The following is a 21,397-nucleotide window of genomic DNA, read 5'->3' on the forward strand; positions in this document are numbered from 1 at the left end:
ATTCGTCGACGCCATCACGTTCGTAGGGGCAGCTGACGGTTGTGCCGGGCCTGCGAGGCGGGGCCGGCCGGAAAGAGGCGGGGCCGGCTCAGCCGGACGCACCGCCGGTGAAGTTCCACGCCGCCAGCCGCAGCGCCGGGGTCTCCCACCACACGCCGTCCATCCGGTCCGGCTGGCGGACCGCCCGTCGGCCCAGGCCGCGCACCGCGCCCGGCGCCAGCGCCCGGGGGTACGACTCGGTGAAGCGGAAGTCCCGGACCGCCCGGGTCGGCACGCCGTCCTCCACCAGCCACACCCCGTTGCGGGTCAGGCCGGTGATCACCAGGCTCTTCGGATCCAGCACCCGGGTGTACCAGAAGTCGCTGACCAGCAGGCCCCGCTCCATCCCGGCGACCAGCGCAGCGGTGTCCGGGTCGGCCACCGCGCCGGCCACCCCGGTGCCGCTGCCGACTACCGCCCCGGCCCCGCCGTCCCTACCGGCGCCGGTCTCGTGGTCGGTCCCGGCGCCGGTCTCGCGGTCGGTCCCGGTGTCGGGCCGACCGTCGGCGGCGAGCAGCCGCAGGTTGTGCGGGATCGGGCCGAACGTGGACGCGCCGAGCATCCCGTGCCCGGTGGACGCGGCCCCCGCCTCGGCGCCGCTGCGCCGGTCGTGGGCCACCGCCCGGGTCGTGCCCGCCGCCACCAGGGTCAGCGGCGCCCGGGCGGTGCCCTCCAGGTCGTACGGCAGGGTCGAGCCGTGCCGCGGATCGTCGACCAGGGTCACCGCCGGGTCGAACTGGGCCTCGCCCGGCGCGGCGAAGCTCTGCCGCTCGGCGTACCGCTTGCCGTTGAAGCCGAACCAGGCGAGATTCTGCAACAGGTCGGCCACGGCGGCCGGTTCGAGCACCACCTCGTAGCGACCCGGGGGCAGCTCGACCGGGTCGGTCGCGGCTCGCGCCTTCGCCGCCGCCCGGGTGCCGAGAGCAGCGCCGTCGAGGTCAGCGAGCCGATCGGCGCAGAAGCGGGCCACCCCGTCCGCGCCGCCGGCCCGCGCGATGCCGTCCATCGCCGCCTCGACCGCCCGCCCGTGCGCCGAGTGCCCGGCCGAGTTGGCGAACGCCCCCGACCGGTACGACGTGCGGCAGTAGCCGGCCGTCTCCAGGCCGCCGGCCGCGTCCACGAAGGCGCGTACCCGGTCGGCCCGGGCATCGGGCTCGGCGTACGCGGTGGCCTCGTCGAGGACGCCGCTGGACGCCACCGGCGACGGCGGGGTGAGGCCGGGCCAGGCCGGGTCGGGCGGGCAGAGCCGGGCCGCGGTGAGCGTCCGCTCGACCAGCGCGCGCAGCCCGTCCGGGTCGACCAGGCTGCCGCCGCCGGCGGCCGTCCGCCCGTCGACGTGCAGCCGCAGCCGGACACCGACGCCGGTCTCGGCGACGTTCTGGTGGATGGCCGAGTTGGCGAACCGGGTCAGCGCCAGGTCGTGCCGGGTCACCACCACCTCGGCCTGCGCCCCCGCCCCGGCGAGCCGGTGGACCAGCTCCATCACCCGGCCAGCGATCTCCAGCTCGGTCACGGCCCTTCCCTTCGAATCGCTCATGCCGGCACTCCGCTGCGCTCCGTGCCGCCATGAGGCACCACCGCGCTGGGCCTGATGATTCGCTCGCTCCGCTCGCTCATGCCCGGACCCCCACCCGGACGTTGCGGAAGCGGGCCGGCGCGGACGGGTGGCCGGTGTGCCCGACCTGGCCGGGCTGCCCCTTGCCGCAGTTCGGCGTGCCCCAGGAGACGATCTCGGACGAGAGCATGTCCATCGAGCGCCAGAAGAGCGGGCCGATCCCGGTGTAGGTGGGGTTGCGCAGCATCCGGCCGCGCCTGCCGTTCTTCACCTCCCAGCCGATCTCGCAGCCGAACTGGAAGTTGAGCCGCTTGTCGTCGATCGACCAGGAACGGTTGACGTCCATCAGCACCCCGTCGTCCGTCGCGGCGACGATCTCGTCCAGGGTGTGCGGCCCGGGCTCCAGGCCGACGTTGGTCATCCGCACCATCGGCAGCCGCGCCCAGCCGTCGGCCCGTACGCTGCCGCCGTAGTCGAGGCCCGCGACGGCGGCCGAGTCGCGGCCGGCGAGCACGCCCACCCAGCGCCCCTCGCGGACGGCGTCCCGCTTCACCGCGGGGGAGCCCTCGTCGTCGAAGCCAAAGCTGCCGAGCGCGCCGGGGATGGTCGGGTCGATGGTGACGTTCATCAGCTCGGAGCCGTACCGCAGCGACCCGAGCTGAGCCAGGTCCAGCCAGGACGTGCCGGCGAAGGCGGCCTCCCAGCCGAGGATCCGGTCCAGCTCGATGGCGTGCCCGACCGATTCGTGGATCTGGAGGGCGAGCTGCTCGCCGCCGAGGATCAGGTCGGTCTCGCCGGCGGGGCACTCGGGCGCCGTCAGCAGCGCCCGCGACTCCTCGGCGATCCGGGCCGCGTGCTCGGCCAGGTCCAGCGACTCGACCAGCTCCCAGCCGGTGGTGCCGTACTGGCCGCGGTAGCTGGGCCAGGACCGGCGCTGGGTCTCGCCGTCGCCGATCGAGGTGGCCGAGATGCCGCCGCCGCACTCGCGGATCCGCTGGTCGATCCGGTGCCCCTCGCTGGAGACGAACCACTTGGCGGTGTCCCAGATCTGGTAGAGCCCCTCGGCCAGGTCCGCGCCGTGCTCCCGCATCGTGCCGGTGGCCCGGACCAGCAGGTCGCCCTTGTCGGACAGGGCCACGCCGAGCGGGTCGATCTCGCAGCCGGAGGCCCAGCTCGCCACGGCCGGCTCGACCGGCACCAGGTCGATCGGCGGGCCGGGGACCCGCGCGCTCGCGGTGGCGATCGCCGCGGCGCGCCGGCCGGCGTCGCGGGCCGCGGCGTCCGACAGCTCGGGTACGGCGTGGAAGCCCCAGCTCGACCCCACCAGCGCCCGCACACCCAGCCCGATGCTCTCGTTCTGGGCCAGCTCCTCGATCGCGCCGTTGCGCGCCGACATCGACTCGTAGCGGCGGTGCATCACCCGAGCGTCCGCGTACCGGGCGCCCGCGTCGAGCGCGGCCTGTACGGCGGCGGACGCCGCGTCGAACTCCGTCATGCGCCCGACCCTAGGCGAGCCGACCGACATCCGTCAGGCGAGCAGCTCCCCGGGCCGGATGGTGGCCTTGACCGGTTCGGTCAGCTCCAGCGCATCACCCGCCCTGGTGACGGAGCACTCGACTATGGTCGCACCCAGGTGCGAGCGTGGGTCGAGGCCGTCAAGTTGCGGTGGTGGATGTCCTGGTGAGGGCTGTCCTTCGCCGTTGCCGACTCGTTACGCTGTGGCCCGCTGACAGCTCCGCCGATGTAGCTTATTTTCGCCCTCGTGAGTTTGTTGTAGGTTCTCTACAATCCGAGGGAGGCGGTCGTGGACAGTCCGGAACCAGTGCCGGCCGGGCAGTCGGACGACCGCCCCGGCGTGCCGGCGCAGCGCGCCGGCGAGGCGCCCCACCTGCGGGTCGACGACCTGCGGGTCAGTTTCGCCACCTCCGACGGTGTGGTCCGGGCCGTGGACGGGGTCAGCTTCGACGTGTCGCGCGGGCGCACGCTCGGCATCGTCGGCGAGTCCGGCTCCGGCAAGAGCGTCACCTCGCTGGCCATCCTGGGCCTGCACGACGCGAAACGGACCACCATCACCGGGGAGATCTCCCTCGCCGGTCGCCAGCTGGTCGGCCTCCCCGAGGAGGAGGTGCGCCGGCTGCGTGGCCGGGACATGGCGATGATCTTCCAGGACCCGCTGTCGGCGCTGCACCCGTACTACACGGTCGGCCGGCAGATCGCCGAGGCGTACCGGGTGCACCACCCGCGGGCGGGCCGGCGGGAGGCCCGCACCCGGGCGGTCGACATGCTCGGCCGGGTCGGCATCCCGCAGCCGGCGCGCCGCTTCGACCAGTACCCGCACGAGTTCTCCGGCGGCATGCGGCAGCGGGCGATGATCGCGATGGCCCTGGTCAACGACCCGGACCTGCTGATCGCCGACGAGCCGACCACCGCCCTCGACGTGACCGTGCAGGCGCAGATCCTGGACCTCCTCACCGACCTGCAGGCCGAGTTCCACTCGGCGATCATCCTGATCACCCACGACCTGGGCGTGGTCTCCCAGGTCGCCGACGACGTGCTGGTCATGTACGGCGGCCGGGCGGTGGAGCGGGGCACGGTCGAGCAGGTGCTGCGACGCCCGCAGCACCCGTACACCTGGGGGTTGCTGTCGAGCGTGCCCTCGTTGCACGGCGACGCCGACGCGGATCTGCTGCCGATCCCCGGCACGCCGCCCTCGCTGATCAACCTGCCGTCGGGCTGCGCCTTTCACCCGCGCTGCCGGTACGCCGGTCGCAACGGCGACCGCTCCCGCACCGACGTGCCCGAGCTGGGCCCGACGGGCGAGGCCGGCCACCTGGTGGCCTGCCACCTGCCGGCGGAGGAACGCACCCGGCTCTACCAGGAGGACATCGCACAGGTGGGGGTTGCCAAGTGAGCGCGAGGAACGCAGCCAGCGAGCCGCTGCTCAAGGTCAGCGGCCTGACCAAGCACTTCCCGGTGCGCGACGGCTTCCGGGCCACCGGGGCGGTCCGGGCGGTCGACGGCCTGGACTTCGGGGTCAGGCCGGGGGAGACGCTCGGTCTGGTGGGGGAGTCGGGCTGCGGCAAGACCACCACCGGGCGGATGCTGGTCCGGCTGCTGGACCCGACCGCCGGCAGCATCGAGTTCGCCGGCAGGGACATCACCCACGCCCGGCGCGGGGCACTCCGCCCGCTGCGGCAGGACCTTCAGATCATCTTCCAGGACCCGTACGCCTCGCTGAACCCGCGGCACACCGTCGGCCGGATCGTCGCCATGCCCCTGCAGGTCAACGGCATCACCCCACCCGGCGGGGTCAAGAAACGCGTCAAGGAACTCCTCGAACTCGTCGGACTCAGCCCCGAGCACTACAACCGGTATCCGCACGAGTTCTCCGGCGGCCAGCGCCAACGCATCGGCATCGCCCGCGCCCTCGCGCTGCGCCCCAAGCTCATCGTCGCCGACGAGCCGGTGTCGGCGTTGGACGTCTCCATCCAGGCGCAGGTCATCAACCTGCTGCGCGACCTGCAACGCGACCTGGGCCTGGCGTTCGTCTTCATCGCCCACGACCTCGCCGTCGTGCGGCACTTCTGCCACCGGGTCGCCGTCATGTACCTCGGCAAGATCGTCGAGATTGGCGACCGCGACGACATCTACGAACGCCCCCAGCATCCGTACACCCGGGCGTTGCTCTCGGCGATCCCCGACGTCACCACCCTCGGGCCGGCGGGGCGGATCCGCCTCACCGGCGACGTCCCCACTCCGCTCAACCCGCCCTCGGGCTGCCGATTCCGCACCCGCTGCTGGAAGGCCCAGGAGCGGTGCGCGACGGAGGAGCCCGCCCTGACCACCCGCGACGGCGGCCGGCAGTTGACCGCCTGCCACTTTCCGGAGCAGGGGTCCATCGCCGCCGCAACCAGCGAAGTCGTGGAGGTCCCCCAGTGAGCCTGTCCCCGGTCGAGGGCGCGGTGCGGGCGGAGATCGAGCCCGCCGCCGACACCGTCAAGCCCGGCGAGAGGGCGATCGTCGGCCGGTCGCCCGGCCAGCTCGCCTGGTCCCGGCTGCGCCGGGACCGTACGGCGATGGTCAGCGGCGTCGTGCTGCTGCTCTTCATCGTGCTGGCGCTCGCCGCGCCGTTGGTCTCCAAGCTGTACGGGGTCGGCCCGAACGAGCAGTTCCAGCAGCTCCTGGACGGCAACGGCATGCCGCTGGGCTACGTCGGCGGCATCACCGGCGACCACTGGTTCGGGCTGGAACCGCGGCTGGGCCGGGACATCTTCATCCGGATGGTCTACGGCATGCGGACGTCGCTCTTCATCGCGTTCGCCGCCGCCCTGGTCACCACCGCGATCGGCGTGGCGGCCGGGATCATCGCCGGCTTCCTCGGCGGCGTGGTGGACGCGGTGATCAGCTGGATCACCGACGTGGCGCTGGCCCTGCCGTTCCTCATCTTCGCCCTCGCCGTGGTGCCGACCGCGTCGCTGCGCTTCTACGGCCCGCGCGAGGAGGTGCCGCCGTCGTTCCAGGTGGCCGTCCTGATCGTCGTCTTCGCCGCGTTCGGCTGGACCAGCACGGCCCGGCTGGTCCGCGGACAGGTGATCTCGCTACGCGAACGGGAATTCGTGGAGGCGGCCCGGGCCAGCGGCGCCGGGCTGGGGCACATGCTCTTCCGGCAGCTCCTGCCGAACCTCTGGGCGCCGATCCTGGTCGCCTTCTCGCTGGCGGTGCCGCAGTACATCACCGGCGAGGCGGCGCTCTCCTTCCTGGGCATCGGCATCCTCGAACCCACCGCCGACTTCGGTCGGATGATCTTCCAGAGCATCCCGTATCTGCAGACCGACCCGGCGTACGTCTTCTTCCCCGGCGTCACGATCTTCATCCTCGTGCTCGCCTTCAACCTGCTCGGCGACGCGCTGCGTGACGCGCTCGACCCGAAGTCGTCCCGGTAGGGGTGTGTCATGACGCGTTTCCTGGTCCGGCGGCTGCTCACCGCCGTGCTCACCCTCTTCGCGGTGAGCGTGCTCAGCTTCCTGATGTTCTTTGGCCTGCCGAAGGACCCGGTCAGCGGGATGTGCCCGAAGAACTGCAACGCCGAACGGTTGGAGCGGGTCCGCGAGGAGCTGGGTCTGCGCGACCCGCTGCCCGAGCAGTACGCCAACTACATGAAGGGCATCGTCACCGGGCGGGACCTGGGCAGTTCCCAGGGCGGCCGGTGCGATGCCCCCTGCCTCGGCTACTCGTACGTCAACAGCGAGGCGGTCACCGACACGCTCGCCCGGGTGCTCCCGGTGACGCTCAGCATCGTCATCCCGGCCGCGGTGCTCTGGCTGGTGCTCGGCGTCGGGCTCGGCATGATCTCCGCGCTGAGACGCGGCACCGTGCTGGACCGGCTGGCGATCGGCTTCTCCCTGGCCGGAGCCTCGATGCAGCTCTATTTCGTCGGTGCGGTGCTGCTGCTGGTCTTCACCTACAACCTGCGGATCACCCCGACGCCGGGCTACACCTCCATCTTCGACAACCCGGTGAAGTGGGCCAGCGGCCTCGTCCTGGCCTGGGTGGCGCTGGCCTTCCTCTTCTCCGCGATCTACGCCCGGCTGTCCCGGGCCCAGATGCTGGAGACGCTGTCGGAGGACTTCGTCCGGACCGCGCGGGCCAAGGGCCTGGCCAAACCCAAGGTGTACGGGCGGCACGCGCTGCGCGCGGCGATCACCCCGATCGTCACCATCGCCGGCCTGGACGTCGGCAGCGCGCTCGGCGGCACGGTGATCACCGAGACCACGTTCGGCATCCAGGGGCTCGGTCGTACCGCAGTGGACGCGGTCCGGGCGGGCGACCTGCCGACCATCATGGCCACCGTGCTGATCTCGGCGGTCTTCATCGTGGTCGCCAACATCGTGGTCGACCTGCTCTACGCCGCCATCGACCCCCGGGTCCGGTTGCGATAACGCAACGGCGACGGGGAGGGCATGGAGATATCCGCCGCCCTCTGTTACACAAACCGTAGTTTTCCTACGTCGTCTGACGGAGGCTCCAGATAGGGGAGGAGGGCGCAGATGCGCCTGAAGAGGGCAGCCGCCGCAGGCGGAGCGCTCGCACTGCTCGTGGTGATGGGGGCGTGCAGCGAGAACAAGGGCACCGGTGGCGGCAACGACGCCGACCGGGTGCAGAGCGGTTCGATCGCCACCGACCCGAAGGACTCGATGGGACCGGCCGCCGAGGTCCCCGGCGCCAGCAAGGGTGGGGCCTTCCGGGTGATCCGGGAGACCAAGATCTCGCACCTTGACCCGCAACGGATCTACTCGTTCGCCGGTCTGATGAACGCCCCGCTCTACAGCCGCTTCCTGACCACGTTCAAGGACGACGGCTCGGGCAAGGTCACGCTGGTCGGCGACCTCGCCGAGACCCCGGGCACGGACGTCAACAAGGACTGCAAGGTCTGGGAATTCAAGATCAAGGACGGGGTGAAGTTCGAGGACGGCAGCCCGATCACGTCCAAGGAGATCGCGTACGGCATCGCCCGCTCCTTCGACCCCGACCTGACCGGCGGCCCGACCTACCTGCAGGAGTGGCTCGCCGACAGCCCGCAGTACGACACCAAGTGGAACTTCAAGGCGAACAAGACCTCGCTTCCGCCGGGTCTGACCACGCCGGACGCCAAGACGGTCAAGTTCGAGTTCGCCAAGCCGCACTGCGACCTGCCGTTCGCCGCGTCGCTGCCGTACACCGCGCCGCTGAAGGCGGAGAAGGACACCGGCGTCAACCTGGACAACCAGCCGTTCTCCTCGGGCCCTTACAAGATCACCAAGAACACCGCCGGTGTCGAGCTGGTGATGGAGCGGAACGAGAACTGGGACCCGAAGACGGACCCGGTGCGGCACGCGTACCCCGACAAGATCGTCTGGAACTTCGGTCCGGACGCCGAGGCGGGCGCCAACCGGGTGATCTCCGACAACGGCGACGACCAGACGGCGCTGGCCTGGAACGGCGTGCCCTCGGCGTTGGTCGCCCGGGTTTCCGGCGACGCTGCGCTCAAGCAGCGCTCGGTGCAGGGGCAGACCCCGAGCCTGTGGCGGCTCGACATCAACACCAGCCGGGTCACCGACCTGTCGGTGCGCCAGGCGCTGAACTACGCCATCGACCGGGACGGCTTCATCAAGGTCTACGGCGGCGAGGCGACCGCCAAGGCGGTCACCACCCTGATGCCGCCGTCGACCATCGGCTTCGAGAAGTACGACGCCTACCCGGCCGGCCCCACCGGCAACGTCGACAAGGCCAAGGAGTTGCTCGGCGGCAAGACCCCGGAGCTGGTGCTCGGCATCGGCGACGACTACCCGGAGTACGGCACCCAGCTCAAGAGCAACCTGGAGAAGGCCGGCTTCAAGATCACTTTGAAGAGCATTCCGGCCGACTCGAAGCTCGACGAGGTCGGCAAGAAGAACAACCCGTGGGACCTCTACCTCAGCCAGTGGGCCGCTGACTGGCCCAGTGGCGCGGCGATCCTGCCGGTGCTCTTCGACGGCCGCACCATCAAGGCCGAGAACAACAGCAACACCTCGTACGTGAACAACGACGAGATCAACAAGGAGTTCGACCGGGTGCTCGCCCTGCCCACTGCGGAGCAGGGCAAGGAGTGGGCCGCGCTCGACCAGCGGATCATGAAGGAGGTGGCCCCGGCGGTGCCGCTCTTCGTGGAGCAGGGCTACTACCTGCACGGGTCGAAGGTGGGCGGGATCTACCTGTCCAGCATCTTCGGCTACCCGGCGCTGACGAACGCCTACGTCAAGCAGTAGCAGCGCACGGATTCCGCCCCGGTCGACAACGGTGTCGGCCGGGGCGGCCCGCGTCTACAGGTGGGTACGCAGGAAGTCCAGCTCCAGCCGGAGCAGCCGCTCGGACAGTCCGCCCGCCGCCATGTGGCTGGCCCCGGTCAGCGGCAGCACCGCGTGCGGGCGCCCGGTGGACAGCAGCGCCGCCGAGAGACGCAGGGTGTGCGCGGCCACCACGTTGTCGTCCACCAACCCGTGCACCAGCAGCAGCGGCCGGGCCTGCTCCGGGCCGACCACCGGCTCGGCGGCCAGCTCCACCAGCGAGTGGTGGCCGTAGACGTCGATCCCGTCGTCCGGCATGCCCAGGTACCGCTCGCTGTAGGCGGTGTCGTAGAGGTGCCAGTCGGTGACCGGGGCGCCGGCGATCCCGCATCGGAACAGCTCCGGGTGGCGCAGCACCGCCAGCCCGGCCAGCCAGCCGCCGAACGACCAGCCCCGGATCGCCACCCGGTCCAGGTCCAGGTCCGGGTGCTTGCCGGCCAGGGCGGTCAGCGCGTCCACCTGGTCGGCCAGGATCACGTCCGCCAGCCGCCGGTGGATCGCCTTCTCGAACGACGGGGCGACCCCCGGGGTGCCCCGGTTGTCGATCGTCACCACCGCGAAGCCCGACTCGGCCCACCACTGCCGCTCCAGCCACGCCGACCGGGCCGCCACCACCTCCTGGTGCCCCGGGCCGCCGTAGATGTCGAGCAGCACCGGCAACCGGGTGCCCTTGACGTGGTCGGTCGGGTAGAGCACCGCGGTCGGCAGCCGCCGGTCGGTCACCCGCACCATCATCGGCCGCGGGGCGTACGGCGGCACGGCGGCAAGCGTTCGGAGCTGGCCCACCTCGCGGTCGCCCCGCCACACCGACCAGCGGATGCCCGGGTCGTCCAGCGACGCGGTGCCGACCACCAGCACGTCCCCGCCCACGGCGCCCGTGTGCCAGCCGGGGGTGCTGCTCATCCGGCGGGCGTCCACGCCGCCGCCGATCGCCGTCCGCACCCGGTACAGGTGGCGCTGGCTCGGCTCGCCCTCGCTCGCCTCGACCAGCAGGTCGGCCGGCCCGCCGCCGGTGGGCAGCCGGCCCACCACCCGGCGCACGTAGAGCGACGGCGGGGTGAGCAGCGTCCCGTCCGCGAAGAGGCAGCGGGCGTCGTACCCGTCGTGGGCCAGCTCCCCGCCGACCAGCACCCGGCCGTCCGGCAGGTGTGCCGGCGTACCCGGGATCGGTTCCACCCAGCGGGGGTCGGCCAGCTCGGCGTGCACCTGGGTCTCGCCGGTGCGCGGGTCGATGGCCAGCACCAGACCGTGCTGCTGCGAGCGGCGCAGCACGGTGATCAGCGGGCCGCCGTCGGCCCAGTCCACCGACGCCAGGTACGGGTAGGTCTCGCGGTCCCAGTGCACGTCGACCCAGCCGTCGTCGAGGTCGAGCAGGTGCAGGCTGACCTCCGCGTTCGGGCCACCGGCCCGGGGGTACGCGACGCTGGTCGGCGGGCTCGCCGGGTCGGCCGGGTCGTGCAGGTGCCAGCGCGGGACCCGCGACTCGTCCACCCGCGCCGCCAGCACCGACCGGCCGTCCGGCGCCCACCAGTAGCCGCGGAACCGGTCGAACTCCTCGGCCGCGACGTGCTCGGCCAGCCCCCAGGTCACCCCCGCTTCCTCGCCGGCCAGCAGGGTGTCGGTGCCGTCGGCCTCGACCACCCGCAGCTCGCCCCGGCGGACCCCCTCGGCCGCGTCGGTGACGTACGCCAGCCGCTCCCCGGTCGGGTCGGGTCGCGGGTCGACCACCGGCCCGACGGTGGCCACCTCGACCACGTCGCCGTGCACCAGGTCGGCCCGGAACAGCCGCCCGGCCAGCGGAAAGACCGCCACCCGGCCGGCCGCGTCCAACGCGTACGAGCCGATGCCGGCGGCGCTCAGTCGCAGTCGTTCGCGCAGCGCCCGCTCGCCTGGGGCGAGCGTCGCCGAATCGGCGTCCGCGCCGAGCAGCACCGCCGGGTCGGCGATCAACCGCTCCTCGCCGGTGGTGACCTCCAGCGACCAGAGCGCGTCCGCCGGGTCGTCCGGTCCGCCCGAGCGGAGGAAGACCACCCGGGAACCGTCGTCGGCCACGGAAATGGCGCGCGGCGCCCCGTGGCTGAACCGACGGGTACGGGCGGCCAGCTCGGGAAAGTCCACAGCTCGGATCGTAGAGCGGCGTCGGGCGTGATGTGGCCGACCTGGGCGGACGCGTCAGGCTCGGGGAAAGGGACCGCCGGTTAGAGTGACGGTCGTGACGACGCTGCCCGATCGACGCCTCCTGCTGGTCCACGCGCATCCGGACGACGAGTCCATCGGCACCGGTTCGACGATGGCCCACTACGCCGCCGACGGCGCGCACGTCACGCTGGTGACCTGCACCCTCGGCGAGGAGGGCGAGATCCACGTGCCGGAGCTGGCGCAGCTCGCCGCGGCGGAGGCCGACCAGCTCGGCGGCTTCCGGATCGGGGAGCTGGCCGCCGCCTGCGCCGCGCTCGGCGTCACCGACCACCGCTTCCTCGGCGGCGCCGGCCGCTACCGCGACTCCGGCATGATGGGGCTGGCCACCAACGAGCACCCCCGGGCCTTCTGGCGGGCCGACCTCGACGAGGCCGCCGGGCACCTGGTGGAGATCATGCGCGAGGTGCGCCCGCAGGTCCTGATCACGTACGACCCGCACGGCTTCTACGGCCACCCGGACCACATCCAGGCCCACCGGGTGGCGATGCGGGCGGTCGAGCTGGCCGACGCCGAGGGGTTCGCCCCGGCCAAGGTCTACTGGACGGCCATGCCGCGCAGCGTCCTCGAGGCCGGCATCAGCCACTTCACCGAGTCGTCGGACAACCCCTTCGACGGCATCGACAGCGTCGACGAGCTCCCCTTCGGCACCCCGGACGACGGGATCGCCGCCCGGATCGACGCCACCGATCAGCACACCGCCAAGGAGGCGGCGATGCGCGCGCACGCCACCCAGATCCCCGCCACCTCCTGGCTCTACTCGATCGCCGGCAACTTCGGCGCCGAGTTCATGGGCGTGGAGTTCTTCACCCTGGCGGTGGGGGAGAAGGGTCCGGGCTTCGGCCCGTACGGCTGGGAGGACGACCTGTTCGCCGGGCTGGCCGCGGAGGGGTCGGAGCGCTCACCGGTCGCTGCGGCCGGGCTGCGGTGACCCTGCCCACCGCGCCGATGCCGCTGATCGATGAGGAGACCGTCACGCCGTCCCCGGGCCGGGGCGAGCGGTTGCTCGACCTCGCCCTGCGGGTGGCCGGAGGGCTGGTCTCCGTTCTCGGCGGGGTGCTCGCCGCGCTGCTCGGCCTGCTGCTCTCCACCGTCCGGGTGGGTGGGCAGCTGATCGGGGTGTCCGTGCTGGTCACCATCGGCGCGGCGATCGCGCTGAGCTGGTTCGCGTACGCGACGGTCGGCCGGAAGTGGGCGGTGGCGCTGCCCGCGCTGCCCTGGTTCGCGCTGATGGCGGTGGCGGCGGTCCGGACCGCCGAGGGTGACCTGCTCGTCTCCGGCGACAACTGGGTCGGGCTCGCCATGATCACCACGGGGGCGATGACCTTCGCGGTGATGGCCTTCCGGCAGATCCTCGGCCCGCCGCAGCGTCGTCACGACGGGTGATGACGACACACAGGTAACGGTGGTACATATTCCTGCGAGAAGGCCCGCCGCCGGGGCGGGTTGTACGGCGGGAGACGTGCGATGACGAATCGGTGGCGCGCGGTCGGTGTGCTCGCGGGAGCGCTGTTCGCGGTCAACGTGGTGGCCCGGGTGATCGCCAAGCTCGGCTTCGACGGCGACGACACCGCCACCGACCGGGTGTCGTTCGGCATGTTCCTGGTGGTCGGGCTGATCCTCGCGGTGGTCGTCTTCCGGGAGGGGCGGACCCGCCTGGTCGGGCGCTGGGCCGCCGACGTGGCCGCCGCGGTGGCGGTGGCGCTGGCGCTGACCGTGCTGGTCGGTCCGCTGCTGGTCGGCGACAACCCGTTCGGTGGCGGTGCCGGCCTCTTCTTCGCCCAGATCTGGCTCTACCTCGCCGCCGCTCTGGCCGGGGTGGCCGTCGGCTACCTGGTGCTCACCGCGCTCGGCCGCGACCACCGCTCGCAGATGCTCAAGCGGTACGCCGAGATCAAGGCGGCCAAGCCGCGCCGCGTCGTCCGCCGCTGACCCGCCCGACCCGGGGCGCGCTCTCCACACCCGTTCCTCAGTGCGGGGCGACCCGGGTCAGGTACGTGTGGTGGGTGGTGAAGCCCAGCCCCCGGTAGAGCGCCACCGCGGCGGTGTTGCGCTGCTCGACCTGGAGGAAGGCGTGCGACGCCCCCTCCGCCACCGCCCAGCCGACCAGCGCCCGGATCACCCGACCGGCCAGCCCTCGGCGACGCGCCTGCGGCACCACCTCGATCAGGCTGAGCCCGAGCCACCGTCCCCCGCCCGTGACGGTGCCCCGGCCGATCGCGACCAGCGTGCCGTCGACGTACACGTGGGCGAAGCGGACCCGGTCCACGGCGGTGAGCACGTGGCGGGCGGCCTCCGGGAGGCCGCCCTTGCGGCCGGCGGCGACCGCGAGCCAGTCCTCGGACGGCACGGCGGCCAGCCCGACCGGCGGCGCGCCGGCGGGCGTCGGTGGCGCCGGCGGCAGCGCGGTGAGCGCGACGGTCTGCACCAGCACGGGCGGGCGGGCGCCCCAGCCGCGCCCGTCCAGCTCGGCGCCGACCGGCGCGGCGAGCGGTAGCGGCGTGTTGACCATCGCCGGCTGACCCCGCTCGGCGTACCAGCGTTCGATCGCGTCCACCGCTTCCGGCAGCGGCCGGTCCGGGTCGCCCACCGGCAGCGCCGAGTTGGCCCGCCCGCTCCAGCCCGCCGCCGACCGCAGCAGCCAGTCGCCCAGCCGCCCCCGGACCGGGGCCGGCCACGCCTCGTCGGAGGCCAGCTCCAGGGCGACCACCGCGGCGGCGGTCGGCCGCCGGGTCGGCGGCACCCGCTTCGCCCGGTGCACGTCGGCCACCGGGACCCGTAGCCGCCCCTGGGCGGTGGCGAGAGTGAGATGGGTCTCGGTCAACTCCACCAGCTCGCCCAGAGCGTCCGAGAAGAGCGGCCGGCCCTCGCGAATCCCCACAATCCGGCGGACCACGATCCGGTGTCCCACATCCTGCTGTCGGAGCACGATCGACCCCCTCCCCGGCGAGATACTAGGCTCTTACCGTCGCGGGTGATCGCGACGAGTCTTGCGGAGGAGAAGACCGGTGACCTACATCATCGCCGAGCCGTGCGTAGATGTGCTCGACAAGGCATGCATCGAGGAGTGCCCGGTCGACTGCATTTACGAGGGCAACCGGATGCTCTACATCCACCCCGACGAGTGCGTCGACTGTGGTGCCTGTGAGCCGGTCTGCCCGGTGGAGGCCATCTTCTACGAGGACGACGTCCCCGAGCAGTGGAAGGACTACACCGGGGCCAACTACGAGTTCTTCGAGGACCTGGGCTCGCCCGGCGGCGCGTCGAAGATCGGCAAGGTGGAGAAGGACGCGACGTTCGTCGCCGCCCAGCCGCCGCGCGGCGAGGGCCACTGAACCGGCCCGCGCCGGTCTCGGCACGGCTGCCCGAGTTCACCTGGGACACGCTGGACGCCGCGGCCACCCTGGCCGCGGCGCACCCGGACGGTCTGATCAACCTCTCGATGGGCACGCCGGTCGACCCGGTGCCCCCGGTGATCCGGCAGGCGCTGGCGGACGCGTCCGACTCGCCGGGCTACCCGCTGACCGCGGGCACCCCGGCGCTGCGTGACGCCATCGCCGGCTGGGTGGCCCGCGCCTGCGGGGCCGGCGTCGACGGGCTCGGCGTGCTGCCGACGATCGGCTCCAAGGAACTGGTCGCCTGGCTGCCCACCCTGCTCGGGATCGGCCCCGGTGACGTGGTCGTGGTGCCGTCGATCGCCTACCCCACGTACGAGGACGGGGCCCGGCTGGCCGGTGCCACCACCGTCCGCGCCGACTCGCTGACCGCCGTCGGTCCGAACCCCCGGGTACGCCTGGTCTGGGTGAACTCGCCCGGCAACCCGACCGGTCGGGTGCTGCCCACCGCCCACCTGCGCAAGGTGGTCGACTGGGCGCGGGAGCGCGGGGCCGTGGTGGCCAGCGACGAGTGCTACCTGCCGCTGGGCTGGTCCGGCGACGCCGCACCGGTGTCGGTGCTCTCGCCCGAGGTCTGCGGCGGGTCGTACGACTCGGTGCTGGCGGTGCACTCGCTCTCCAAGCGCTCCAACCTGGCCGGCTACCGGGCGGGCTTCGTGGCCGGCGACCCGACCCTGGTGGCCGAGCTGCTCAAGGTCCGCAAGCACGCCGGCATGATCGTGCCCGCGCCCGTGCAGGCGGCGATGGTGGCCGCCCTGGGCGACCAGGCCCACGCCGACGAGCAGCGGGAACGCTACCGGGCCCGGCGGGAGACGCTGCTCGCCGCGTTCACCGGGGCGGGCTTCACGGTCGAGCACTCGGAGGCCGGCCTCTACCTCTGGATGACCCGCGACGAGGACTGCTGGGACACCGTCGACTGGCTGGCCCGGCGGGGCATCCTGGTCGCCGCCGGCGTCTTCTACGGCCCCGGCGGATCGCGGCACGTCCGCGCGGCGCTCACCGAGTCCGACGCGCACGTCGACGCCGTCGCGGCCCGGCTCGCGCAGGCCTGACCCAGCCGTCCGCCCGACGGCCGGCCCCCGCCCGGGCCGGCAGTCGGGCGATATCCTCTCTCCGGACCGAGTCGGGGCCCGCCGGCCCCGCCCGTGCGGAGGAACGGCGAGGTGCGCCGATGGTGGACAGGCCCGGCGCACCGGTGCGGGCGGCGGTGGTCGGCACCGGCCTGATCGGCGGGTCGGTGCTGCTCCGGCTGCACGCCGCCGGCCTCGACGTGGTCGGCTGGGACCCGGACGAGGTCACCCGGCACCAGGCGCGGCGGATTGGCGTACCCGCGCCGGACCGCCTGGTCGACGCGGTGGCCGACCGGGACGTGGTCTTCCTCTGCGGCCCGCTGCCCACCCTCCCGGACACCCTGGTCGAGGTGGCCGCGGCGACCGGCGACGGCTGCGTGCTGACCGACGTGGGCAGCACCAAGGCCGAGCTGGCCGCGTTCGCCACCGGGCGTGGGCTGGCCCACCGGTTCGTCCCCGGCCACCCGATGGCCGGCACCGACCGGGCCGGCCTGACCGCCGCCGTGCCGGACCTCTTCGACGGCGCCGCCTGGGTGCTCTGCCCGGCGCCCGGTCCGGGGCTGGCCGCGTTCCGGTGGCTGACCGCGCTGGTCGTCGACGTGTTCGCCGCCCGGGTGGTGCCGATGGCGGCCGACCGGCACGACGCGGTCGTCGCGCTCGCCTCGCACGTGCCGCACCTGCTGGCCGGCGCCCTGGCCGGCGCCACCGACCGGTCACCGCTGCGCGACGCGGTGCTCGCCCTCGCGGCCGGCAGCTTCCGCGACGGCACCCGGGTCGCCGGCACGCCGCCGGAGCGGACGGCGAACATGCTGCTCGGCAACCGTGCGGAGATCCTCGACGCGCTCGGGTCGGTCACCGCCTTCCTGGACGAGCTGGCCGGCGCGCTGCGGGCCGGCGACCGGGCGGCGTTGACCGCCCGGCACGGCGAGGGCCGGGATGCCCGGGTCGCGCTGGCCGGCCGTCCGACGGTACGGCTGCGCCCCCGTTTCCCGCTCGCTCCCGGCGCTGCGGAGCTGGCGTTCCTGCACGGGCTCGGCGCGGCCGGCGGGCACCTGGACGGGTGCCGGACCGACGGTGACGAGGTGGAGTACTCGGCCCGTCGGTTGACCGGGGAACCGGGCGGCGGCCCGACCGACCCGCCGTTAGGGTGAGGGCGTGGCGGACGGACCGGTGGTGGCGGTGCGCGGTGAGGCGTACCGCGAGGTCGCGCCCGAGCTGGCCCGGTTCCGGGTGACGGTGACGGCCCGCGAGCGGGACCGGGAGGGCACCCTGACCCGGCTCGCCGAGCGGGCCGCGGCCGTCCGGGTGCTGCTCGACCAGCACCAGCCGCCGGTGGAGCGCCGGGAGACCGGCGAGCTGTGGGTGCGCCCCGAGACCAGGCGCTCCGGCGAGCGGGTGATCGGCTACCGGGGCAGCGTCAGCACCACCGTGACGGTCACCGACTTCGCCACCCTCGCCGAGCTGATGCTGCGCCTGGCCGACCAGGAGCAGGTCGAGGTCGCCGGCCCGTGGTGGTCGCTGCGCCCGGACAGCCCGGCCCACCGGGAGGCCCGGCACGCCGCGATCGCCGACGCGCTGCGGCGCGCCCGGGAGTACGCCGAGGCGCTCGGCGCCCGGGTGGTCGCCCTGCACGAGCTGGCCGACCCCATCGACGAGTACGGCGGCATCATGCCCGCCGGCGCCGCCGCCCGCGGTGGCGGCCCGGTCGAGCTGGAGCTGGACCCGCGCCCGCAGACCGTGCACGCCGTGGTGCGGGCCCGGTTCGCGATCAGCGAGCCGGTGCTCGACTGATGCCCGAGGCGCGGCCACTGCCCGTCGACGAGCTGGTCGCCCGGGCCCGGGCCCTGGCCGACGCCGGTCCGCGGCAGCTGCTGGGCATCGCCGGCGCGCCGGGGGCGGGAAAGTCCACGTTGGCCGAGCGGATCGTCGCCGAGGTCGGGCCGGTCGCCCGGCTGGTGCCGATGGACGGCTTCCACCTGGCCCAGGCGGAACTGGTCCGGTTGGGCCGCGCGGACCGCAAGGGCGCGGTGGACACCTTCGACGCCAACGGCTACGTCTCGCTGCTGCGCCGGCTGCACCGGCTCGAACCGACCGCCGTGTACGCGCCGCTGTTCCGCCGGGACCTGGAGGAACCGGTGGCCGGGGCGATCGAGGTGCCGCCCTCGGTCCGGCTGGTGGTGACCGAGGGCAACTACCTGCTGCTCGACGAGCCGCCCTGGGACGACGTGCGTCCGCTGCTGCACGAGGCCTGGTTCCTCGACCTGGACGTCGAGCTACGCCTGCGCCGGCTGGTCGACCGGCACCGGGCGTACGGGCGGTCGCCGGCCGAGGCGGCGGCCTGGGCACACGGCAGCGACGAGGCGAACGCCGCCCTGGTGACCGGCACCGCGCACCGCGCCGACCTGGTGGTACGGCTGACCGACCCGCTGCCGGGGTGAGCAGGTCAAGCGGTCATTCAAGGGTGCGGACCGGGCGAGCGGGGTTGCCCACGGCGACCACGTTGGGGGGCAGGTCCTTCGTCACCACGGCGCCCGCGCCGACCACGGTGTTCTCCCCGACGGTCACCCCGGCGAGGACGATCGCCCCGCCGCCGAGCCAGACGTTGTCGCCGATGGTGATCGGCTTCGCGGCCTCCCACTTGTCCCGGCGCGGCCCCGGTTCCACCGGATGGGTGGGGGTGAGCAGTTGGACGTTCGGTCCGACCTGGACGTCGGCACCGATGGTGATCCGGGCGACGTCGAGGAAGACCGCGTGGAAGTTGACGAAGCTGCGCGGGCCGATGTGGATCTGCCAGCCGTAGTCGCAGTAGAAGGGCGGCCGGATCCAGGTGTCCTCGCCGAGCGAGCCGAGCAGGTCGCGCAGCGCGGCCAGTCGACCCTCGGGATCGGCGGCGGGGCTGGTGTTGAAGCGCCCCAGCAACCCGGCGGCGCGGTCCAGGTCGGCGATGATCTCGGGTTCGTTGGCGAGGTAGGGCTCGCCGGCCAGCATCCGTTCCCTCATGGACGTCACCCGGTCGATCATCCGGGATCGCCGCTGCGGGCCGGGCCGGGACGCGTCATCTTCCCGACCCGGTGACAGCGAGCCTGCGGATCATGCCGGCGTACCCCCGGGTCCGCGGCGGCGTGCCGCGGACCCGGCGGGGCCGTTAGTCGTTGGCGTGCAGGGCGGCGTTCAGCTCGATGCCCTTGCCGGTGCGCGGCTTCGCCTCCAGCGCGCCGGTGACCGAGTTGCGCCAGAAGAGCAGCCCGTCCACCCCGGACAGCTCGCGGGCCTTCACCACCCGGCCGTCCGGCAGGGTGATCTTGGAGCCGGCGGTGACGTAGCAGCCCGCCTCGACCACGCAGTCGTCGCCGAGCGAGATGCCGATGCCGGCGTTCGCGCCGACCAGGCTCCGCTCGCCGATGCGCACCTTGTCGGTGCCGCCGCCGGAGAGGGTGCCCATGATCGAGGCGCCGGCGCCGACGTCGGAGCCGTCCCCGACCACCACGCCCTGCACGATCCGCCCCTCCACCATCGACGTGCCCAGCGTGCCGGCGTTGAAGTTGCAGAAGCCCTCGTGCATCACGGTGGTGCCGGCGGCCAGGTGGGCGCCGAGCCGGACCCGGTCCGCGTCGGCGATCCGTACACCGGCGGGGACCACGTAGTCGGTCATCCGGGGGAACTTGTCCACCCCGTAGACGGCCAGGTGGCGGCCGGCGGCCCGCTCGATCACCCGCAGCTCGTCCACCCGCTCCGGCGGGCACGGCCCGGCCGAGGTCCAGGCCACGTTGGCCAGCTTGCCGAAGATGCCGTCCAGGTTGAGCTCGTTGGGCCGCACCAGGCGGTGGGAGAGCAGGTGCAACCGGAGGTACGCGTCGGAGGCGTCCTTGATCGGGTCGTCCAGCGACCCGATCACGGTCACCACCTCGACGGTACGCAGACCCGGCAGCGTCCGCTCGCCGATCGCGCCCGGCGGCAGGTCCAGCACGTCGGCCTGGTCCTCCCCGGGGACCAGCGGCAGCTCGCCGAGCCCCAGCTTTCCGGTCGGGTACCAGGTGTCGAGCACCTGCTCGTCAGCGGTGATGGTGGCCAGGCCGATGCCCCAGGCAGACTGTGCGTTCGTCACGATTTTGAAGGTACCGTGCGAGCCATGGAGAACCCGCTGACCCCCGAGGTCCTCGCCGATCCGGTGGCGCTCACCCGCGCCCTGGTCGACATAGAGTCCGTCTCCCTGGATGAGAAGGCGATCGCCGACCACGTCGAAGAGGTGCTGCGGGCCGTCCCGCACCTGACCACGTTCCGGCACTCCAACACCGTGATGGCCCGTACCGACCTGGGGCGGGCCCAGCGGGTGGTGCTCGCCGGTCACCTCGACACGGTGCCGCTGAACAACAACTTCCCGTCGACGATGCGCGGCGACCTGATGTACGGCTGTGGTACGTCCGACATGAAGTCGGGGGTGGCGTTCGCGCTGCATCTGGCGGTCACCCTGCCCGACCCGCGCTACGACGTGACGTACTTCTTCTACGAGGCCGAGGAGATCGAGTCGAAGTACAACGGCCTGACCCTGGTCGCCCAGGCGCACCCGGAGTGGCTGGAGGCGGACTTCGCGGTGCTGCTGGAACCGACGTACGGGATCGTCGAGGCGGGTTGCCAGGGCACCATGCGGGCGATTGTCACCACCCACGGCGAGCGGGCCCACGCGGCCCGGTCCTGGCACGGGGTGAACGCCATCCACGGCGCCGGTGAGGTGCTGCGCCGGCTCGGCGGGTACGAGGCGCGCCGGGTCACCATCGAGGGCTGCGACTACCGCGAGGGGCTCAACGCGGTCCGGATCAACGGCGGGGTGGCCGGGAACGTGATCCCCGACCGCTGCGAGATCGAGATCAACTACCGGTACGCCCCGGACCGCGACCCGGCGGCGGCGGAGGCGCACCTGCGCGAGGTCTTCGACGGCTTCGACCTGCGGGTGACCGACGCGGCTGCGGGCGCGGCGCCCGGTCTGGGCTCGCCCGCGGCGCAGGAGTTCCTGGCCGCGGTGGGCGCGGCCCCGATCGGCAAGCTGGGCTGGACGGATGTCGCCCGGTTCGCGGCGATGGGCATCCCGGCGCTGAACTTCGGCCCCGGTGACCCGAACCTCGCCCACCACAAGGACGAGCACGTCGAGCTCACCAAGATCCGCGACGGCGCCGCCACCCTCCACCGCTGGCTCTCCACCCCCTAACCCCCACCCTCCCCCCCACCCCAGTCCTGGTTGATCAAGAAGTTTCGGTCGCGGGAAAGCGCTTTCGAGGACCCAAA

Annotated in this window: 20 protein-coding genes; 14 read left to right on the forward strand and 6 right to left on the reverse strand. The window is 73.1% G+C overall.

Features of this window, described 5'->3' with window-relative positions; all coding sequences use genetic code 11:
- Window positions 1–88: 88 nt before the first annotated feature.
- Window positions 89–1,576: a TldD/PmbA family protein gene (locus AC5RWQ_RS28000; RefSeq protein ID WP_494285630.1), complete on the reverse strand. Its 1,488-nt coding sequence runs from the start codon at window positions 1,574–1,576 to the stop codon at window positions 89–91.
- 76 nt (window positions 1,577–1,652) lie between these two features.
- Window positions 1,653–3,089, reverse strand: a complete 1,437-nt coding sequence (locus AC5RWQ_RS28005; RefSeq protein WP_494285631.1) for a TldD/PmbA family protein — start codon at window positions 3,087–3,089, stop codon at window positions 1,653–1,655.
- A gap of 360 nt (window positions 3,090–3,449) precedes the next feature.
- Between AC5RWQ_RS28005 and AC5RWQ_RS28010 the strand changes: the two genes are divergently transcribed.
- The 5 genes from AC5RWQ_RS28010 (at window position 3,450) to AC5RWQ_RS28030 (ending at window position 9,378) form a co-directional block, all read left to right on the forward strand.
- Window positions 3,450–4,505: an ABC transporter ATP-binding protein gene (locus AC5RWQ_RS28010; RefSeq protein ID WP_494285646.1), complete on the forward strand. Its 1,056-nt coding sequence runs from the start codon at window positions 3,450–3,452 to the stop codon at window positions 4,503–4,505.
- Window positions 4,502–5,533, forward strand: a complete 1,032-nt coding sequence (locus AC5RWQ_RS28015; RefSeq protein WP_494285632.1) for an ABC transporter ATP-binding protein — start codon at window positions 4,502–4,504, stop codon at window positions 5,531–5,533. The genes AC5RWQ_RS28010 and AC5RWQ_RS28015 overlap by 4 nt, the downstream gene beginning before the upstream one ends.
- Window positions 5,530–6,537, forward strand: coding sequence for an ABC transporter permease (locus tag AC5RWQ_RS28020; RefSeq protein WP_494285633.1), 1,008 nt, complete (start codon window positions 5,530–5,532; stop codon window positions 6,535–6,537). The genes AC5RWQ_RS28015 and AC5RWQ_RS28020 overlap by 4 nt, the downstream gene beginning before the upstream one ends.
- A gap of 9 nt (window positions 6,538–6,546) precedes the next feature.
- Window positions 6,547–7,533 carry an ABC transporter permease gene (locus tag AC5RWQ_RS28025; RefSeq protein WP_494285634.1) on the forward strand — a complete coding sequence of 329 codons (987 nt, stop codon included), beginning with the start codon at window positions 6,547–6,549 and terminating at the stop codon, window positions 7,531–7,533.
- 108 nt (window positions 7,534–7,641) lie between these two features.
- The gene (locus tag AC5RWQ_RS28030) at window positions 7,642–9,378 is read left to right on the forward strand and encodes an ABC transporter substrate-binding protein (RefSeq protein ID WP_494285635.1); all 1,737 of its coding nucleotides are present in this window, start codon (window positions 7,642–7,644) and stop codon (window positions 9,376–9,378) included.
- Between the two features lie 54 nt (window positions 9,379–9,432).
- On the opposite strand, the gene AC5RWQ_RS28035 is transcribed toward AC5RWQ_RS28030, so the two are convergent.
- The gene (locus AC5RWQ_RS28035) at window positions 9,433–11,574 is read right to left on the reverse strand and encodes a S9 family peptidase (protein WP_494285636.1); all 2,142 of its coding nucleotides are present in this window, start codon (window positions 11,572–11,574) and stop codon (window positions 9,433–9,435) included.
- A gap of 85 nt (window positions 11,575–11,659) precedes the next feature.
- Between AC5RWQ_RS28035 and mshB the strand changes: the two genes are divergently transcribed.
- From mshB to AC5RWQ_RS28050, 3 genes are all read left to right on the forward strand, one after another.
- On the forward strand, window positions 11,660–12,583 hold the full coding sequence (gene mshB, locus AC5RWQ_RS28040) for an N-acetyl-1-D-myo-inositol-2-amino-2-deoxy-alpha-D-glucopyranoside deacetylase (RefSeq protein WP_494285637.1): 924 nt from the start codon (window positions 11,660–11,662) through the stop codon (window positions 12,581–12,583).
- A gap of 17 nt (window positions 12,584–12,600) precedes the next feature.
- Entirely contained in the window at window positions 12,601–13,038 is a 438-nt protein-coding gene (locus AC5RWQ_RS28045; RefSeq protein ID WP_494285638.1) for a hypothetical protein, read from the forward strand.
- Between the two features lie 81 nt (window positions 13,039–13,119).
- A complete protein-coding gene (locus AC5RWQ_RS28050) occupies window positions 13,120–13,584 on the forward strand; it encodes a hypothetical protein (protein WP_494285639.1) in 465 nt (154 codons plus the stop codon).
- A gap of 37 nt (window positions 13,585–13,621) precedes the next feature.
- On the opposite strand, the gene AC5RWQ_RS28055 is transcribed toward AC5RWQ_RS28050, so the two are convergent.
- Window positions 13,622–14,581: a GNAT family N-acetyltransferase gene (locus AC5RWQ_RS28055; RefSeq protein ID WP_494285640.1), complete on the reverse strand. Its 960-nt coding sequence runs from the start codon at window positions 14,579–14,581 to the stop codon at window positions 13,622–13,624.
- A 79-nt stretch (window positions 14,582–14,660) separates the two neighbouring features.
- On the opposite strand from AC5RWQ_RS28055, the gene fdxA reads away from it, so the two are divergent.
- The 5 genes from fdxA (at window position 14,661) to AC5RWQ_RS28080 (ending at window position 18,555) form a co-directional block, all read left to right on the forward strand.
- Window positions 14,661–14,987 (forward strand): ferredoxin, encoded by a 327-nt coding sequence (gene fdxA, locus AC5RWQ_RS28060; RefSeq protein WP_007464872.1) that lies wholly within the window; start codon window positions 14,661–14,663, stop codon window positions 14,985–14,987.
- The gene (gene dapC, locus AC5RWQ_RS28065) at window positions 14,984–16,099 is read left to right on the forward strand and encodes a succinyldiaminopimelate transaminase (RefSeq protein ID WP_494285647.1); all 1,116 of its coding nucleotides are present in this window, start codon (window positions 14,984–14,986) and stop codon (window positions 16,097–16,099) included. The genes fdxA and dapC overlap by 4 nt, the downstream gene beginning before the upstream one ends.
- 119 nt (window positions 16,100–16,218) lie before the next feature.
- Window positions 16,219–17,268 carry a prephenate dehydrogenase gene (locus AC5RWQ_RS28070; protein WP_494285641.1) on the forward strand — a complete coding sequence of 350 codons (1,050 nt, stop codon included), beginning with the start codon at window positions 16,219–16,221 and terminating at the stop codon, window positions 17,266–17,268.
- A 4-nt stretch (window positions 17,269–17,272) separates the two neighbouring features.
- Window positions 17,273–17,908: an SIMPL domain-containing protein gene (locus AC5RWQ_RS28075; protein ID WP_494285642.1), complete on the forward strand. Its 636-nt coding sequence runs from the start codon at window positions 17,273–17,275 to the stop codon at window positions 17,906–17,908.
- Window positions 17,908–18,555, forward strand: a complete 648-nt coding sequence (locus tag AC5RWQ_RS28080) for a nucleoside/nucleotide kinase family protein (RefSeq protein ID WP_494285643.1) — start codon at window positions 17,908–17,910, stop codon at window positions 18,553–18,555. Before AC5RWQ_RS28075 ends, AC5RWQ_RS28080 begins: the two co-directional genes overlap by 1 nt.
- Before the next feature lie 13 nt (window positions 18,556–18,568).
- On the opposite strand, the gene AC5RWQ_RS28085 is transcribed toward AC5RWQ_RS28080, so the two are convergent.
- Together AC5RWQ_RS28085 and dapD are read right to left on the reverse strand one after the other, a co-directional pair.
- Window positions 18,569–19,126, reverse strand: coding sequence for a sugar O-acetyltransferase (locus tag AC5RWQ_RS28085; protein WP_494285644.1), 558 nt, complete (start codon window positions 19,124–19,126; stop codon window positions 18,569–18,571).
- Window positions 19,127–19,262: 136 nt separating this feature from the next.
- Window positions 19,263–20,222 carry a 2,3,4,5-tetrahydropyridine-2,6-dicarboxylate N-succinyltransferase gene (dapD, locus tag AC5RWQ_RS28090; RefSeq protein ID WP_334493983.1) on the reverse strand — a complete coding sequence of 320 codons (960 nt, stop codon included), beginning with the start codon at window positions 20,220–20,222 and terminating at the stop codon, window positions 19,263–19,265.
- 24 nt (window positions 20,223–20,246) lie between these two features.
- Between dapD and dapE the strand changes: the two genes are divergently transcribed.
- A complete protein-coding gene (gene dapE, locus AC5RWQ_RS28095; protein ID WP_494285645.1) occupies window positions 20,247–21,320 on the forward strand; it encodes a succinyl-diaminopimelate desuccinylase in 1,074 nt (357 codons plus the stop codon).
- The last annotated feature ends 77 nt before the right edge of the window (window positions 21,321–21,397 follow it).

Source organism: Micromonospora sp. BS32 (assembly GCF_059089345.1).